This is a genomic window from Geothrix sp. PMB-07 (assembly GCF_030758935.1).
Lineage (GTDB): Bacteria > Acidobacteriota > Holophagae > Holophagales > Holophagaceae > Geothrix.
Map to the genome: position 1 here is coordinate 1282548 of NZ_CP132333.1, position 16728 is coordinate 1299275.

12 protein-coding genes and 2 pseudogenes are annotated in these 16728 nt (G+C 58.8%); 7 read left to right on the forward strand and 7 right to left on the reverse strand.

The window, feature by feature from the left end; translation table 11 throughout:
- The first annotated feature begins 3 nt into the window (after positions 1-3).
- The 6 genes from Q9293_RS05615 to Q9293_RS05640 all read left to right on the forward strand — a co-directional run bounded on the left by Q9293_RS05615 (position 4) and on the right by Q9293_RS05640 (position 8048).
- Positions 4-1947: an IPT/TIG domain-containing protein gene (locus Q9293_RS05615; RefSeq protein ID WP_306250885.1), complete on the forward strand. Its 1944-nt coding sequence runs from the start codon at positions 4-6 to the stop codon at positions 1945-1947.
- Between the two features lie 375 nt (positions 1948-2322).
- The gene (locus tag Q9293_RS05620) at positions 2323-2811 is read left to right on the forward strand and encodes a hypothetical protein (protein ID WP_306250888.1); all 489 of its coding nucleotides are present in this window, start codon (positions 2323-2325) and stop codon (positions 2809-2811) included.
- Between the two features lie 10 nt (positions 2812-2821).
- Positions 2822-4522: a DUF1800 family protein gene (locus Q9293_RS05625; protein WP_306250890.1), complete on the forward strand. Its 1701-nt coding sequence runs from the start codon at positions 2822-2824 to the stop codon at positions 4520-4522.
- Between the two features lie 9 nt (positions 4523-4531).
- Positions 4532-6490, forward strand: a complete 1959-nt coding sequence (locus Q9293_RS05630; protein WP_306250892.1) for an IPT/TIG domain-containing protein — start codon at positions 4532-4534, stop codon at positions 6488-6490.
- Positions 6491-6531: 41 nt separating this feature from the next.
- A complete protein-coding gene (gene tatA, locus Q9293_RS05635; RefSeq protein WP_306250894.1) occupies positions 6532-6711 on the forward strand; it encodes a twin-arginine translocase TatA/TatE family subunit in 180 nt (59 codons plus the stop codon).
- Between the two features lie 446 nt (positions 6712-7157).
- Positions 7158-8048 carry an IS481 family transposase gene (locus Q9293_RS05640; protein WP_306250896.1) on the forward strand — a complete coding sequence of 297 codons (891 nt, stop codon included), beginning with the start codon at positions 7158-7160 and terminating at the stop codon, positions 8046-8048.
- Between the two features lie 205 nt (positions 8049-8253).
- Here Q9293_RS05640 and Q9293_RS05645 read toward each other — a convergent pair whose 3' ends face one another.
- The 5 genes from Q9293_RS05645 to istA all read right to left on the reverse strand — a co-directional run bounded on the left by Q9293_RS05645 (position 8254) and on the right by istA (position 13747).
- On the reverse strand, positions 8254-8943 hold the full coding sequence (locus tag Q9293_RS05645; protein ID WP_306250899.1) for an HAD family hydrolase: 690 nt from the start codon (positions 8941-8943) through the stop codon (positions 8254-8256).
- Positions 8940-9929, reverse strand: a complete 990-nt coding sequence (locus tag Q9293_RS05650; protein WP_306250900.1) for an ATP-grasp domain-containing protein — start codon at positions 9927-9929, stop codon at positions 8940-8942. The genes Q9293_RS05645 and Q9293_RS05650 overlap by 4 nt, the downstream gene beginning before the upstream one ends.
- 249 nt (positions 9930-10178) lie before the next feature.
- Positions 10179-11075 carry a beta-1,6-N-acetylglucosaminyltransferase gene (locus Q9293_RS05655; protein ID WP_306250902.1) on the reverse strand — a complete coding sequence of 299 codons (897 nt, stop codon included), beginning with the start codon at positions 11073-11075 and terminating at the stop codon, positions 10179-10181.
- A 559-nt stretch (positions 11076-11634) separates the two neighbouring features.
- Positions 11635-12525, reverse strand: coding sequence for an IS481 family transposase (locus Q9293_RS05660; RefSeq protein ID WP_306250904.1), 891 nt, complete (start codon positions 12523-12525; stop codon positions 11635-11637).
- Positions 12526-12700: 175 nt separating this feature from the next.
- Positions 12701-13747 (reverse strand): IS21 family transposase, encoded by a 1047-nt coding sequence (istA, locus tag Q9293_RS05665; protein ID WP_306250906.1) that lies wholly within the window; start codon positions 13745-13747, stop codon positions 12701-12703.
- A gap of 598 nt (positions 13748-14345) precedes the next feature.
- Between istA and Q9293_RS05675 the strand changes: the two are divergent.
- A pseudogene (locus Q9293_RS05675) lies at positions 14346-14540 on the forward strand (IS5/IS1182 family transposase); the annotation flags it as partial.
- A gap of 75 nt (positions 14541-14615) precedes the next feature.
- Here the strand turns inward: Q9293_RS05675 and Q9293_RS05680 are convergent.
- Positions 14616-14855 (reverse strand): annotated as a pseudogene (locus Q9293_RS05680) (RNA polymerase sigma factor); the annotation flags it as partial.
- A 239-nt stretch (positions 14856-15094) separates the two neighbouring features.
- A complete protein-coding gene (locus Q9293_RS05685; protein WP_306250908.1) occupies positions 15095-16585 on the reverse strand; it encodes a glutamine synthetase family protein in 1491 nt (496 codons plus the stop codon).
- Between the last annotated feature and the right edge of the window lie 143 nt (positions 16586-16728).

A 16728-nucleotide genomic window follows, 5' to 3' on the forward strand; every position in this document is an offset into this window, starting at 1 on the left:
GCCATGACGACACGACGCACGTTTCTTCAGGTGATGGCTTCTGGGGCCACGGCTGCCCTGGGCCTTGGATGCTCCGGAGGCGGCAGAAAGGGGACGACCGCCGAGGGCGGATCACCCGGGACGGCTCCGAGTCTGGATAGCCTCTCGCCGACGCATGGCCTGCCCGGCGACTCCGTCACCCTCAACGGAACCAATCTGGCGGGTGTCACCCAAGTGCTGTTCGGCACGACCAGCGCCGTGCCAGGCAGCGTGGCGGCGGCCCGCCTGGTGGTGACGGTGCCGGCGGGGTTGGCTACGGGGGCGCTCAGCGTTCGCGCGCAGGCGGCGGCGGGCGCCAGCAATGGCCTTTCCTTCACCGTGGATGCCGCGACCCTGCCCCAACTGACCTCGGTGGTTCCGGCCAGCGCCGCGCCGGGGGCCACCCTGCAGGTGGCCGGACAGCATCTGGCTTCCGTGACAGAACTCCGTTTCGGAACAGTGCCGGCCACCCCGTCCGCGCTGACCGACACCGGCTTCCAGGTGGTGGTGCCCGTCGGCCTCACCGCGGGAAGCCTCTCCCTCTTGGCGCACAGTGCGGCGGGAGACAGCAATGCGCTGGCCTTCCAGGTGGGCTCCGCGGGGGGCGCCGCCGTGGCTGATCCCATCCTCGTGCACCTGTACCTGGACGGTGGCAACGACCTGCTGGACACGCTGCCTCCGCTGGGAGGGGCTGAGGGGGCCGCCTACCTCAAGGCCCGTCCTGTCCTGCACATTCCAGCAACCGAGGCTTTCGACACGGGCCTGGGCTTCGGCATCAGCGACCGCTTTCTGCACGCGCGGCAGTGGTGGCAACAGGGGCGGCTGGCGCTGCTGCCGGGCATTGGCATGGACAATCCGGACTTCAGCCACTTCGTGAGCCATGATCTGTGGAATTGGTCGACGGCTGGAACCCCCGACAACACTGGCTGGATGGGCCGCTGGGCGGACGCGGCCTTTGGCGCCCAGGATGTGCTGCGCGGTCTTTGCGTGGAGACCTCCCTTCCAGGCCTGGCCCAGGGGCGCACGCGGCAGCTCGTGGCCATCAGCAGCCTGGACGGTTTTCGCTGGCCCTCCATGCTCGCTCCGGACGACGCCAAGGCCTTCGGCCAGGCCACCTGGGCCGCAGAGGACCGACTCCGCTCTCTCTACCAGGTGCTGTTGGATGCGGGAAAGGGCGACGGTCATGCGTCCGTGGTGGGCACGACAGGCGGATACAGCCTGTTCTATGCGGCGCAGGTGGATTTCAACCAGCGCATGGCGCGGTTCATGGCTCCCGGTCGAACCTTGGAGCCCTTCGAGAAGGTGCTCTATCCGGGTGACGAGGGCTACACCATCGATGCGGCTCTTCCCCTTCCCGCCGATGCCCGGGCCCGGATCATGGCGAGGTTTGGAGATGATTGGAACCACCGGGCCCTGATGCTCCAGCTGCGCTTCATCGCCCAGATGATCGCCGCGGACATGCCCACCCAGGTCTACACCGCCTCGCTGGGAGAGTTTGATACCCACGCCGACCACAAGATCACCCACGAGTACCTGATGGCTGCCCTGGGCGGGTGTCTGGAAGCCTTCTTCCAGCAGCTGCGGCAGATCAGCACCGCCAAGGGGGCAGCGGAGGACCGTGTGATCGTCGTGGTGTGGAGCGAATTCGGACGCCGCATCGAAGAGAGCGACAGTGGCACCGACCATGGTGCCGGCGGGCTCGCCTTCGCGGTGGGTAAGCCGGTGAAGGGCGGGGCCTACAGCGCGTACCCCAGCCTGGTGAAGGGTCTGGCGGATCCTGTGCTGGATGGCAACCTTGAAACCACGGTCAACTTTCTCCGCCTGCAAGCCACGCTGTTGGAGAAGTGGCTGCCAGGGGGCTCGGGGACTTCGGCCGCGAATCTGGGTTCCAGCGACCCGAAATACATCCAGCCCATTCCCTTCCTCTAACGAACCAGGTTCCCTCCGATCCGCTGATCTGAAGCCTGCATGGGTCAGGTGGCCCCGGCGACGTTCTCCGCTCTTGCCGGGGCTGCTCCACATCAGAGCTGGATTGACGGAAAGGGTCGGCTAAGGCGAGAGACCCTCCTCGATCCAAAGGTGGATCCTGCGCCCATCCATAGGGATCTGTGTGGGAGTGGACCAGAGGTTTTTCTGTGGAAGCGGATCTATGCATCGAGGTCGGTTCTGACATTGATGGAGACATCGTCCACCCGCCCAGTTGGCCGTCGGGGCAGCTCCTGACATACAGCCACCCTTCCTTTCCTCCTGATTTGTCCACCACTGATCCATCCCTGGTGCGCGAGTCTTCCACCTGCCTGCTCCATGACCGCCCACGTCCAATCCTCTGCACCCGCCCTGCGCTTCCTTGCCGCTCTCCTGTGCGTGGCGGTGGCCCTGGCCTGCTCGGGGCACTCGGCGTCTGCACCCGCCCTCCCTCCGCCACCACCCCCTGCAGCGGTGACGTTCTCCATCGACATCCAGCCCACTCTGCTGCTTCCGTACTGCGGATCCGCCACCAGTGGTTGCCACGGCCAGAGCCCGCTGCCACAGGGCTTCGTCCGCTTCGATGTCAGCGACACCCGGAACCTCCGTCAGTGCTATGACGAACTGAAGGCCTACCCCCTCAGCTTGCCGGGCTGGGAGGTGGTGAAACCTGGCGATTCGGCCCACTCACTGCTCTACGACAAGCTGGCCAGCGGCCAAGAGAATCGCCAACCGGTCACGGGCCATCCCATGCCCCCCAACGCCCAGCTGGATCCCAGATTCGTCACCCTTGTCCGCACCTGGATCGACCAGGGCGCCCCCTTTTAGCGAGGCAACCATGGCAGGACTGTTTGATGTCGCCAAAAGCAGCTGGACTTTGGACGACGTGCTTCACTTCAGCCGCAGGGCAGGATTCCACCTGAAGCCAGAGGACGCCCAGGTGCTGGTGGCAGCTGGCCCCTCCGCTACGGTCGATGCCTGGCTGGATGCCACGGCGAGTGAGACCGCCTACACGACGGCTCGCGATACGCAAGGCGATGTTTACTATGAATCCGCGACCGAGGGCACCAACCAGGGGCCCCACGGGTTCACCCTGACCCCGCGGGGCTGGATGAAGGAAGCGCAGGGCCATTTCTGTTTCTCGATGCAGTTCAATCCCAACCAGGCCAAGGAGCGGCTGGCGCTGTTCTGGCACCAACTCTTCGCCACCGGCGCCACCAAAGTCGATAACGTCGCCTTGATGGCCAACCAGATCCAGCTGTTCCGGGATCAGGGCCGAGGTCCCTTCGCGGATCTTCTGAAGGCGGTGAGCCATGATCCGGCCATGTTGCGTTGGCTGGATGGCATTGCCAACAACGTGGATGGCACTGGGAAGGCACCTAACGAGAACTACGCCCGCGAGGTCATGGAGCTCTTCTCCCTGGGGCCCTACAACGGCTATGGGGAAGCGGATATCAAGGCCTTCGCCCAACTGTTTGCCGGGTGGACCTTTTATTCCAGCGGGTCCGAACTGGTCGCTGATGCCGGATACCCATGGGTGGTCAGCAATGGCCACGCCATCGTGGCCACGGGGCAGACCAATCCCATCGGGGCCCCCATGGTGTTGGACGGGTCGGGAAGCACCCTCGCGGCGAATGAGAAGCTGCCCAACCGCCGGAATTTCCCCGCGAGTGCCACCGTGACCTTGTTCGGAACCACTGTGCCGGTGATGGGTGCGGATTTGGGAGAGAACGCGCTGGCGCTCATCACCACCACCCGAGCCACCGAATGCGCCCAGTTCCTCGCCAAAAGGATCCTCCGGCATTTCCTGGCCCCGGAAACTGATCTGAGCACGACCGTGTTCAACGATTTCGTGGCCACGCTCAAGGCGGAAAAGTTCCACATCGGGAATGCCCTGAAGAAGCTCTTCAAGAGCGACACCTTCTATCAGGCTCCTTACCGGTTCGCCTTGGTGGAAGGCCCCGTGGCTTGGATGATCCGACAGGCCCGAGCCCTCTGCCCTGATCTCGGCAAGGCGTTGGTCACGCCGCTTAAGGGAACTCCCGGCGTGCCTAGTTTTCCCGTGTATGCAGGAGGGCAATACAACGATCTCGAACAGATGGCCTGGCATCTCGAGTACGCGGGCCAGAAACTTCTGGATCCCAAGGGCCCCAACGGCTGGGGTGAGCACCTTTCCTGGATCAACAGCAACACGGCCCGCTACCGCAGTCGGTTGGCAGCGGCCCTGGCCTACGGCCCCAATGATTTCACGCGGGATGGGCGGGACCATCCCCAGTTATCGGATGTGGGTTTCTTCCCCTCGGACCCAGTGGTGTGGTTCCCGACGAAACCTGCCACCCCGGTCGATGTGTGGAACCGCCTGGTGGATCTGATCCAACCTGCGCCCATTCCCACAGCCTTGAGAGATCAGACGCTCACGGGCCCCAGTGGCCTCTGGGGTGCGGGTCAGGCCTTTGCAGGATGGAACGCCACCGATCAAAGCAAGGCTCGCGACCTGGCTTTCATTCTTCTCTCCACGCCCTACGCCCAGGTTCACTAGGAGCCCGCCATGACCACTCGGCGCACCTTCATCCAAGTGATGGCCTCCGGTGCCACGGCCGCCCTGGGCCTTGGCTGCGGGGGCAGCGGATCCAGCAGCAAGGGGTCGGGCAGCAGCAGCACGCCGACCAATGGCCCCAGCCTCGATTCCCTCACGCCCGGACACGGAAAGGCCGGAGATAGCCTCACGCTGAACGGCCAGAACCTCACCGCCACCAGCCAGGTGTTCTTCAACACCACCAGTGCCACTCCCACGGCCATGACGGCTGCCACGGTGGTGGTGACGGTGCCCGCCGGACTCACGCCCGGGCAGGTGTCCATCACAGCGCGGGTGGGTTCCGTCACGACCAATGCCTTGGCCTTCACGGTGGATGCCATCGCCCTGGTGCCCCAGCTCACCAGCGTGGCTCCGGCCAGCGCTTCCGCGGGCACCTCCATCCAGATCACGGGTGTGAACCTGGCGGCAGTGGATGCGGTCAAATTTGGCACCGCGTCTGTGGCCCCGCAAAGCGCCACCGCCACCACCCTGAATGTGCTGGTGCCTGCAGGCCTGGCTCTCGGAGCCACCTCCATCGTGGCCCACAGCTCCGGCGGTGACAGCAATGCTCTGAACTTCACGGTGCTGGCGGGCACAAGCCCTGTGGTGGCTGAACCCATCCTGGTTCACATCTACCTGAACGGTGGCAACGATCTCCTCGATACCCTGCCTCCGTTGGGTGGCGCCGAAGGGGATGCCTATCTCAAGGCCCGTGCCACCATGCACATCAACGCCGCCGACACCTTCGACACGGGCAAGGGTTTCGGCATCAGCAACCGCTTCCTCTACGCCAGCAAGTGGTGGAAGGATGGGCGGCTGGCCCTGCTGCCGGGCATCGGCGTGGACAACCCGAACTACAGCCACTTTGTCAGCCATGACGTGTGGAACTGGTCCACGGCGGCCACCCCTGACAACACCGGCTGGCTGGGCCGATGGGCCGATGTCGCCTTCAGCAACACCGACGCCATGCGGGCCCTTTGCGTGGACAGTTCCCTGCCTGGATTGGCTCAGGGCAAGAACCGCCAGTTTGTCGCCATCAGCAGCATCGATGGTTTCCGCTGGCCTTCCATGCTCGAGCCCTATGAATGGAATAACAGCAAAGATTTCGGCGTGGCCACCTGGTCCAAGGAGGATCGGCTGCGAAGCCTGTACGAGCCCTTCCTCGCCGCGGCGAAGACCGATGCCCATGCCTCCGTGCAGGGCGTGGGCGGCGGGTACAGTCTGTTCTACACGGCGCAGGATGAATTCAATCGGCGCATGGCGGCGTTTCTAGATCCCAACCGAACGGTCCAGCCCTTCGAGAAGGTGCTCTACCCCAGCGATCCCACCTATGTCATCGATCCGGCCCTCCCGCTGCCATCGGGCGCGGCCAGCCGGATCACTGCCAAGTTCGGCTCGGAGTACAGCCACACCTACCTGGCCAATGAACTGAAATTCATCGCCCAGATGATCGCCGCGGACATGCCCACCCAGGTCTACACCGCCGAACTCGGTGGCTTCGACACTCATGCTGGCCACCAAGCCACCCATGAGTACCTCATGGCTTCTCTGGGCACCTGCATCGAGTCCTTCTTTGAGCAGCTGAAGCTGATCAGCACGGCCAAGGGAGCGGCCGAGGATCGGGTGATCGTGGTGGTGTGGAGCGAGTTCGGGCGCCGCATCACTGAAAGTGACAGCGGCACCGATCACGGCGCCGGCGGCTTGGCCTTCGCCGTGGGCAAGCCTGTGAAGGGTGGTGTCTACAGCGCCTATCCCAGCCTCGTCAAAGGCCTGGCGGACAAGACGCTGGATGGGAACCTCGAAACCACCGTCAACTACCTGCGACTCCAGGCCACCCTGCTGGAGAAGTGGCTGCCGGGCGGGGTTGGAACCTCGGCCACCATCCTGGGCTCCAGCGATCCGAAATACATCCAGCCCATTCCCTTCCTCTAACACCACCACCACGACTCTCCATCCTTGAATAGGAGCCAGCGATGGGCAACCTGGGCATCACCGAAATCCTGCTGATCGGCCTCGCACTGCTGTTGTTCTTCGGGCCTTCCCGCCTGCCCGAATTGGGCAAAAGTCTGGGCAAGGGCATCCAGGAATTCAAGAAGGCCGGGAAGGAACTGACCGAGGCCGTGAGCGAAGAAGTCCGTAATGAGCGGAAGTAGGGTTCCGGTTTAGGGCATCAGACACAACGGGAAGACCATGGAGGGCATCCCCTTCGTGGTCTTCCCGTCTTCCCGTCTTCTTGGTCCAGGTGGTTCTCTATTTCACGCGACGGGCCGTAAGCAAATCAGCAGATCATGGAACGGGCTCAAGCCCTGAAGCATGTAACCGAAGGAAATTCCTTTTGAGGGGCTTCGTGGCGGTCCGCCTAGACAATGGGAGGCCATTTTCTGATTCTGACGGTGGTGGTTCAGTTTACGAGGGAATGTGTGGCCCCGGGCCAAGCCCAGGCTGAGTGGCAACGATGTGGCCGAGGCCCTAGCTGTAAGTGCCAATCAGGTTGTTCACCCGAGATCTGGGAAGCTGAAAGCGCCAACAAACAGCTTTCTCGGAGCCTCGGGTGAACCTCCACAGTTCAGCAAAGTCTTGCCCCGCCAGTCGAGCATTAATGGTGAAGCGCGTTCTGGAGGAGGACTGGACGGTCCGGGATGCGGCTGAATCCATAGGAATCAGCAGGCGCAGGGCCTACCGATGGCTCGCTCGGTTCAAAACAGAGGGTCCGGCCGGGCTCCTGGATCGCTCCAGCCAGCCGCATCGCCTGGCGCGAAGCCACGAGCTTGGCCTCGTCGTCGAGGCCGTAGGTCGAAGGCGGCGGGGCCAGGCGGCGATCCGGATTGCCTCGGAACTGGGCGTGCCCCGTTCCACCGTGGGCTTCTGGCTCCACAAGGCGCGCATCTCCAAGGCTTCGGACCTCCAGCCCAAGGAACCCGACAACCGCTACGAACACGCGGCCCCCGGCGACCTCCTCCACCTGGACACCAAGAAGCTCGCCAACTTCCACGAAGTGGGCCACCGCGCCACAGGCATCCGCCACCACAAGAACCGCGATGCGGGCTACCAGGTGCTCCATGTCTGCTCGGACGACCACTCGCGGGCCTGCTACATGGAAGTGCTCCCGGACGAGAAGAAGGAGACCACTGCCTCATTCCTCCAGAGGGCGCTGTTGCACTTCCAGGCCCGGGGCGTCACCGCCCGCAAGCTGCTGACCGACAACGGCTCGCCCTACCGGTCCAAGGCGTTCAAGGCCATGCGCGAAGCCTTCGGCCTCACGCACAGCCGCACCCGCCCCTACCGCCCACGGACCAACGGCAAGGCCGAGCGCCTCATCCAGACCGCCCTGCGAGAGTGGGCCTACGGTCCCACCTGGCAGAGCTCAGACGAAAGAAACCAGGCGCTCGGCGCCTGGCTCCACTTCTACAATCACCACAGGCCCCACAAGGCCTTAGGTGGTCAGCCCCCGGTTACCCGGCTGGTCAACCTCGTTGGCACCGACAGCTAGTAAATGGCTGAAACCAGATTGAAGTCAAAGCCTCGGGTTCTGCTCAGGATTCGATGAGGTGGAGGCCCCCCCTGTGCGACCCCCCGATGCTCCAGAGGGCTGTTCATGGTTGAACAATTAGGCCATCAGGCTCTGCCAGGGAAAGCTTACCAAGGATGCCCTGCACTGGACTGATTGAGAGAACTCATTTCGAGCCCTTTTACTCCTAATTAGGGCTATGGCTAGGGGGTTGAAAACCTACACCTAAAACATGCCAAGGAACCTGCTCTAGTGATGTTACGAGAATATCAGCATGATATTCCGGTTCAATCACCGTGAGATCATATAAGCCTCGATCAACCATTACCGTTTGCCATCCTAATTTTCGGGCAGTAATAAAATCCTTTTTAGGGTTATCACCACAGTAGATAAAATCATCTGCATGTTTTGACATTTCATTTATAAGACGGATATAAGGACGGGGAGAGGGTTTCCAGCTGTCGGGTCCTTCATCATCGCTGAACACAATAGCCGTAAAAAAGGGTTCAATTCCAAGCGCCGCAACTTTACGACGTTGCACCATCCTATAACCATCCGTTATCAGTCCCAAAGGCACGCTCCTTGATAAAGATGTCAAGACGACTCGGGCATCATTATATAATGCAATTGCAGGGCTATGACTTCTATATACATTTATGAGGTCCAGAACAGGAATCTCCATTTTGTTAGCGTTCAAGACCCGATCAAAGATATCACCACGAATTCCCTGATTGAAAAGAGTAATACATTGAGTTCCAAAATCCTTCATTCCATAATATTTAGACACATGCCAACCGACTGCCTGGAATCCACTGATATTGTAGCTCGACTCAGGATATAGTGTGTCGTCTAAGTCAAAAATGACGGCTTTCCTCACTTTATCCTGGCCTCGGGAACGATGATCTCATCATCGAAACGGAGCATGACGAGACCGTCGCGCCAAGCGTTCATTTGTGCACCGCAAGGCAAGCCTAAATATTCTTGAATAAGCCAGCGCGGGAAATCTGCGCCGGCCTGAAGAGAGAGAGTAATTCCCCCCGCAAAACGAGGATTAATCTCAGTAAAACACAACCTTCCGTCCAACCTTCGGAAGCACTGCACAGTGAGACCACCGACTACCTCCGGAAGGGTCGTAATTAATTTTTCTACAGCAGTTATGATCGACTGGTCCTTCACGGTTACACTCTTGCTGACTTCCCCCGACCTAATTGCGATTCGCCTACGCGGGACAACGCATTTGATTTGTCCACTTATCCCACAAAGCACGTCGCACGTAAACTCTGATCCAACTATGAATTCCTGAATCATGGCGTTAGGTATATAGCTGCTAAAAAACTCGAGCTCCCGGGGAGTTGTGATTTTTGTAACCCCGATGCTCGAACTACCATTCCATGGCTTGATTAACAATGGGAAATCATTTGCCTTGATAGATTCCAGTTCTTGCGTTGTGAATAGATGTGGAGTGTCGATAAAATGTTGTTGAAAAAATGCATTGGTCAACCGCTTATCATTTGCAATATCTATGGCTTCGGGTGAAGAGATGATTATTTGAATACCTTTTTCAAAAAATCGCTGGCGATTTCTGGCGAGTATTCCCAAATCCGAATCGATGAGTGGGAATAGTAACGAAACTTGGAGTTCGATGCACTGCTCAAGCAGGGTATCAATATAACTCGATGATTCAATACGAGGCAGGAGGACAAAACAATCTGCCACAAAGGCCGTAGGAACATTACTTGACGCATCTCCCGCAAGGATCTTGCCCGGAATTCCAAGCTCAACAAGTGTACGCTGAAAATGGCGTAACAAGTTTACCCTCCGGCCAGAAGATGTGAACAAGATGTTCAATGGGCGCTGCTTCATAACTGATATCCTAATCGCGTGTGCCTACCATCAAGGAATAAAATCTCTTTGAAGGATAAATATTAATTTCGGAGTTTTATACATTAATCCACCAAAAGAAATGTACTAAGTATATATAATTGACATTATTTTCAACAATTTATCAATTACCATATCAACTCAATTTCAGTATATAGGGAAAACAGTGCGGACTTGAGGTCACTATAATAATTTTATCAGAAGGTTGAAAAATCCGGTCCGACCATTACCCTATAGAATCTTTACCCCTTCGCTTTTTTTGATTTTTTTTACAAGCAAATTGATGATTTTATCATCACGATTCATATTAAATTTTCTAGCAAAAAAGGCAATCTCTCCAGCCTTGGTTAGTTCATTAAAATCATCAGAATTAAATGTGTAAGGTGAATTTTTCTCCCTTCTTTTCCAGTCAATATAACGTAAATTTGTTGTCATATTTTTACCCCCAAGACTAAGTCTTTCTTTAAATGGCGAGTTTAAAATTAGAGTTTGCATAAAAACTTCGTCGCACGTCAATCCATGGCGGAAGGTTTTTTCTATCCACTCTTCTTTGTTAAGAACGTACAGGGCAAAAGAATGGGATATTGAAAAATAGGCCGATCCGTGATGGAAGCCCCCTGCGGGTTCTTTAGAAAAGTGAATTCCAAAAATCTTTTGGAACTTCACTAGCGCATACCTCATAGCCCGAAGAAATTTATTTTTTCTATACGAAGAAAATTCAACAAAAAAATGATAATAGGTAGCCTTTTCAAAGGCTTCATTTTTATACTTTGGCTCAATATTAATATATTCAATTTCCGAATTTTCAAGATATTCGTGAATGATATCCTGACTAACAAGAGGTAGGTCTACACCTGTAAGCAAATGATAATAGATATATTCGCCCTTCGTTGCTTCCCTGAGAAGCTCCAGCACTCCTTTGATAACGGAGTACCCACCCCAAAATATTGGGAAGGGCTTTAAAATTTGTAACTTTGACTTAGTTAGTCGAAGTTCCCACAAAAGAATGTCTCCCTTCGAATCAGTTTGGAGATAAATATCATTGCGTTCATCATCGAGAAGAGATAATAATCGACAAAGCTGGTCATGGTTTTCATGAGCCATAACTAAATACGCGTGACGTTTCATAATATTTTGCCTTCACATAAATTAAATAATAAATTATCAATTTAATGATATTTCGATAATATTGCATATTGCAATTCGATTGATATTTATTTCAAATTCTACTTATCTTCAAATACAATAAATCTAAAAATACAAACCAAGATCGCTACTTCAATTTAGCTTCCGTCGATTCCTCTTTATTTTTTGGATTTAATAATAATAGATGAAATTATCATTTCTTCAGCTTTATACGTTACTTTTCAAATAAAATCTATATTAAAATTCTGGAAACCAATTGATGGCCAAGAGTAGCGTCTATAGGGTTAATCCTCCCAGTTTTCTTGTGCATGTTCAATGTGGAAGATCGACCCTCTGAGAGACCCATGGCCAGCGTGCCCGACCTTGGGAGGGGTTGATCAAATGAGGATACGCCCTCTCGCGAATGAGGGTGAATTAGGCAGGAGAAGGCCAGCCCGCACGGCGCTGGGTTCTACCCAGGCGTCCATCACCTTTCCTGCAAACGCACTGCCATCGTCTGCAATGATTAACATGGATTTCCTCCGCGCCCGAACAGCCATGTCTAGGTGTCGGTGCCAACGAGGTTCACCAGCCGGGTAACCGGGGGCTGACCACCTAAGGCCTTGTGGGGCCTGTGGTGATTGTAGAAGTGGAGCCAGGCGCCGAGCGCCTGGTTTCTTTCGTCTGAGCTCTGCCAGGTGGGACCGTAGGCCCACTCTCGCAGGGCTGTCTGGATGAGGCGCTCGGCCTTGCCGTTGGTCCGTGGGCGGTCGGGGCGGGTGCGGCTGTGCGTGAGGCCGAAGGCTTCGCGCATGGCCTTGAACGCCTTGGACCGGTAGGGCGAGCCGTTGTCGGTCAGCAGCTTGCGGGCGGTGACGCCCCGGGCCTGGAAGTGCAACAGCGCCCTCTGGAGGAATGAGGCAGTGGTCTCCTTCTTCTCGTCCGGGAGCACTTCCATGTAGCAGGCCCGCGAGTGGTCGTCCGAGCAGACATGGAGCACCTGGTAGCCCGCATCGCGGTTCTTGTGGTGGCGGATGCCTGTGGCGCGGTGGCCCACTTCGTGGAAGTTGGCGAGCTTCTTGGTGTCCAGGTGGAGGAGGTCGCCGGGGGCCGCGTGTTCGTAGCGGTTGTCGGGTTCCTTGGGCTGGAGGTCCGAAGCCTTGGAGATGCGCGCCTTGCGGAGCCAGAAGCCCACGGTGGAACGGGGCACGCCCAGTTCCGAGGCAATCCGGATCGCCGCCTGGCCCCGCCGCCTTCGACCTACGGCCTCGACGACGAGGCCAAGCTCGTGGCTTCGCGCCAGGCGATGCGGCTGGCTGGAGCGATCCAGGAGTCCGGCCGGACCCTCTGTTTTGAACCGAGCGAGCCATCGGTAGGCCCTGCGCGTGCTGATTCCTATGGATTCAGCCGCATCCCGGACCGTCCAGTCCTCCTCCAGAACGCGCTTCACCATTAATGCTCGACTGGCGGGGCAAGACTTTGCTGAACTGTGGAGGTTCACCCGAGGCTCCGAGAAAGCTGTTTGTTGGCGCTTTCAGCTTCCCAGATCTCGGGTGAACAACCTGATTGGCACTTACATCTAGACCTCCTCCCGGATCACATGGTCCAGGAACTCCAGAAAGCTCATCTCACCTTTGGCACCGGCCTCCAGCAGGCCATCCAATCGTTCTCGGGTGCTCACCAGCTTCAGGCGGGTCAGGTGGCGCTCCAGCCGCTCCATGCGGGGATCTACCATGCTTCACCTCCCACGATGGCGGCGTAGTGGGCCAGGGGCGACGGATCTCACAGGGCTTCGCTGAAGCTTTCGCCCCACCCACCAGACCCTCCACATGCCCAGGGTCCTCGATGACTTGGTGGCGACCGGGGTGCACCGTGTGCTCGGCGATAACCACACCTCGGGACATCACCTGGATGAGTTCGAACTCGACCCTGACCTCCAGGGTGATGCCCACGAACTGCGGCGGGACACTGTAGCGGTTGGTATCCACGTCGATCCGGCCATCGCTGGAAGCCTTCTGGGTGAAGTGCCTCACCCGCAGGTGGCTCGGGTGGTTCCCCAGAGGTTTGAGGGCAACCTTCTCCATCTCGAACCGGTCGATGGGTCGTTCATGGGTGGTGCCGTGCACCCGCACATCGGCCACCGCCCGCATCCACCAGGTTAGGTGCTTGTCCAGAGCCTCGTCACTCTCCCATTCCAATCGGCCCAGGGCATTCCCTTTGGCATACCCCACGACGTTCTCCACCTTCCCTTTGGTCCGGGCGCGGAAGGGTTGGCAGGCCCTCGGCACCACGCCCCAATGCCGACAGAAGGCTTCGAACTCCGGGTGGAACTGAGGCCGTCCGCCCTTCCGTCCCAGCACCAGCGGTTTCACGTTATCCGTCAGGATCTCCTCCGGCACCCCGCCGAAGTGCCGGAACGCATGCTCCAGGCCCATGATCCAGTCCCGCTGACGCAGGCTGCCGGAGATCTCGATGTAGCACCGGCGGGAGAAACCCAGGGTTGCCACGAACACATAGCGTTTCTGGCGCTCGCCCTCGATCCGCAGCCACTTCTCCCCGAAGTCCACCTGCATCTGTTTCCCGGGCATGGTCTCGAATCGCAGGGTCGCCTTCTGCGCCCACTCCCAGGCCTGGCGGAAGGGCTGAACCTCCCGCTCGACCGTCCGCAGGCTCACGGCGATCCCTCTGGCCGCCAGTTCCTGCCCAGCACGTCGAAGTTCCGAACCCCAGCATGGAACCGAGCTCGGAGCCACTCCCGATGGGGCGTCAGAATCCCTGGGCGGCCCTCGTCTCCCCCATACCGGCGGCTCTCGCCTGACCTGAGCCAGTCCCGGACGGTATTCCGCGACACAGCCGTCTCCTGAGAGATACGCTTCGCTCCCCAGCCCAAGGCCTTCAACGCGAATACCTGTGCCACGGCCCCCTCACCCAGCATCGTGGCCTCCGATCTCCGGACGCCAGGATCCTCCCGCTCCACTTCCATTGCTTTCCCCCCCTCAGGGGGTCAATATTCGTGTCGCCAAGGGGTCAGTTTCTGATGTCGCCCGACACCAGGCTCAGGTCTGCCACCAGGCGGATAGGACCCCCCGGGCGGCCGTTGTCTGGGCAATACAGGCTTCCAAAATCGGCCTCCAGCCTGCTCCAATCCATGATCCGGACAAATTGCTTCATTCGTACGCCAGAAATCGCCGGGCGTACCTCACTTTCTGGTGTACCAGATACGCCTAAGATTTCCTCAAATTGTTGCCAAATCTACATCTGTGACTTGTCCAGGGGCGACTAATTCGGAGCCAGAAGCGTAAGGTGAAGAACAAGATCTACAGCCAGCATGCCCCCGAAGTGGAGTGCATCGGAAAAGGGAAAGACCATCGCCCCTATGAGTTCGGCGTAAAGGTGAGCTTGGCTGTCACTCACAAGGAGGTTTTCTACGTGGACATTCAGGCTTGCCCCGGCAATCCCTTCCATGGGCGCAGGCAGGGGGCCCCGCTTCCGGCCCAGGTCGTGGCAGACGTTGACGGCGATGCGAACGAGCCAGGCCTCGAAGGGTTCGCCCAGACGAAAGGTGTGCAGAGAGCGGAACACGCGGAGGTAGGTTTCCTGGGCGGCATCCTCGGCCAGGTGGCGGTCCCCGAGAAGGCGCCATGATAGGGCCAGGACCCGGGCCTCGGTCTGCGCCATCAGGGGCTCGAAAGCCTCCACATCACCGGCGCGAAGGCGCCGGATCAGGGGGGTCAGCGGATCTTCCACCCGCGCTGCCGGAAGGGGTTCCATCCCCTCCTCCATCAGCACGGCTTCGGATCCTGGCACCACCGCACGATTCCTCCCTCATCAATGCATACCGGGAGATCGGATCAAGTGTTGACCCGAAAAATCGAATTCCGAATAGAAAAACCTCCATGCCGTGTTGTCTCAAGCCAGCACAACGGCGAACGGCGCTGGCCATTTTTGCTCGTGGTTCCGCTGCTTCTGGCTTGAGGCAGAGAGATGAATGGGAAGGTGGGACTCGCTACCCAGCCCCAGCTTCAACCGCAGTGGAGGTGCCGGTTCACCAGATCTTTCAGGGAGTCGGCATTGCCGAACATCTTTTCGCTCATGTTGAGGTCGTTGAAGGCCTGGAGGTTCTTGATGAGCGAGTCGATGAGTCCTGCCGGGAAGACGCCGCCATCCTCGTAGCGGGCTCGCTCGCGGCCCAGGCACTCAGCGGATTCAAAGCAGGAGGCCGGCAGCTGCTTGAGGGAGGCCACCTTCGAGGCATCCGCCTTCACATAGAGCTGTTCGGCGACCTTCAGGGCTTCGGGGTGCTCCAGCCCATAGCGCGCGGCCACCGCCATGCCGGCCAGCAGCAGGTGGATGTTGGCGCTGCCGTCGGGGCTGCGCAGCTCCACGGTCTGGTTGTTCTCGATGGCGCTCATGGTGTCGGCGGGTTCCTGGGGGTTGGCATGGCGCAGCATCTTGTCGCCGACGCCCAGCCAGCCCAGGGGCACGCGCACCAGCACTGAGCGGTTGCGGTCGCCCCAGCAGATGCTGGTGGGGGCTTCCTGGTGGGGCACCAGGCGCAGGAAGGAGGTGGGCACGGTGTTGCCGAAGGCTGTCAGGGATTCGGAGCTCATGAGGTAGCCCGCGATGACCTTTCTTGCGGTATCGGTCAGGCCCCGGTCATCGGCCATGACGTTCACGCCGTCCTTCATGAAGCGGGTGTGCACGTGGAGCCCGCTGCCAGCATGGCCCACGATGATCTTGGGGGCGAAGCTCACCTCCAGGTCGTGCTTGTAGGCCACCTCGCGGATGGCCCATTTCGCCATCACCAGTTGATCGGCGGCATCTTCGATGGGCGTCGGCAGGAACTCAATCTCGTGCTGCACCATCTCCAGGTCGCCGTGGAGGATGTTGCCCACTTCGGCGTGGCCGTACTTGATGGTGCCGCCCATCTCGCTGATGACCTGCATGGCCTCTCGCCGCACCAGGCCCCACTTCGAGAAGGGATGGGACTCGTGGTAGCCCTTCTGCTCGGTGATGGGGTAGATGCGATCGATCTCCGAGAAGAGGTAGTACTCCAGCTCCCCGAGGGCCTCCATCACCAGCCCCGTGCGCGCTTTCAGTTCGCGCTGGGCCTTCTGAAGGATGTATTCCGGGGCGCTCTCCAGGGGATCGCCCTGGTTGTTGAAGAAGGAGCAGATGACATCGATGGTAGGCACTTCCGTAAAGGGATTCATGAAGGCCGTTCGGTAGCGGGGAACCACGTAGAGGTCGCTCGACTCCGCCTGCACAAAGGGGAAGAGGCTGGAGCCATCCACCCGCTCGCCCATGGACAGCACGCGGTCGAGATGGGCCTTGCTGTTGATGACGAAGTTCAGTTTTTTGAGGCGCCCGTCCCCAGCCACATACCGGAAGTTGAGCATCCGGATGTTGTTCTGCTCGATGTAGCGGATGAGGTCCTGCTTGGTGAATTCCCCGGCGGGCTTCCCGAGGGCCTTGACGATCTTGTTGGGATTGAGGGCGATGCTGTCGTTCATCTGGAAACTCCTCGCAACGGCGCGAGTCAGTTTGACAGCGGGCCGGGGCTCCCCGCGGCGACCTGTGCTGTGGATCAAAAGCAAGCAGCGCACCCTGGGAGGATGCCTTTGCGATCCGTTCCGGGATCAGGCTCTTCCAGGGC